Source organism: Bartonella taylorii 8TBB, assembly GCF_902825155.1.
Classification (GTDB): domain Bacteria; phylum Pseudomonadota; class Alphaproteobacteria; order Rhizobiales; family Rhizobiaceae; genus Bartonella; species Bartonella taylorii_A.
The window spans coordinates 1-444 of the sequence record NZ_CADEAG010000129.1; the positions used below are offsets into that span (position 1 = coordinate 1).

The following is a 444-nucleotide window of genomic DNA, read 5'->3' on the forward strand; positions in this document are numbered from 1 at the left end:
TATGTCTTAATCCCAGCTTTTGCACTTTATCAAAGTGGTTTAATGAGTTCAGGATTGTCATTTTTATTAAGTGCTATCATTGTCATTTCATCAGCTATTTATTATGCAGATACTGGAATGAAAACTAAAGAAAATTTTTTTAAAGGATTTCCTGTAGTTTGGAATATGATGGTTTTTATGTTTTTTGTAGTAAGACCAGGAGAGTGGATCACTTTTACCATTATTGCTTTGTCGGCAATTATATCTTTTTTACCAATTTATTTCATTCATCCAGTAAGAGTTATCCGTTTGCGTAAGCTTAATTTTTCAATTTTTCTTTTATGGTGTTCCTTTGGTGTTATCGCATTTTTTTATCAACTAGATTCTCCAACTTGGGTTAAGATAGGAATTACAATCACAGGAATTTATATGTATTGTATTGGTGCTATCATGCAACTATTTCCT

The 444-nt window shown here is 30.4% G+C and carries 1 protein-coding gene; it reads left to right on the forward strand.

All coding sequences use genetic code 11. The features are described 5' to 3' along the window. Window positions 1–444 (forward strand): CDP-alcohol phosphatidyltransferase family protein (locus J7R13_RS08975; protein WP_484791363.1); only part of this gene is annotated, 444 nt, incomplete at both ends.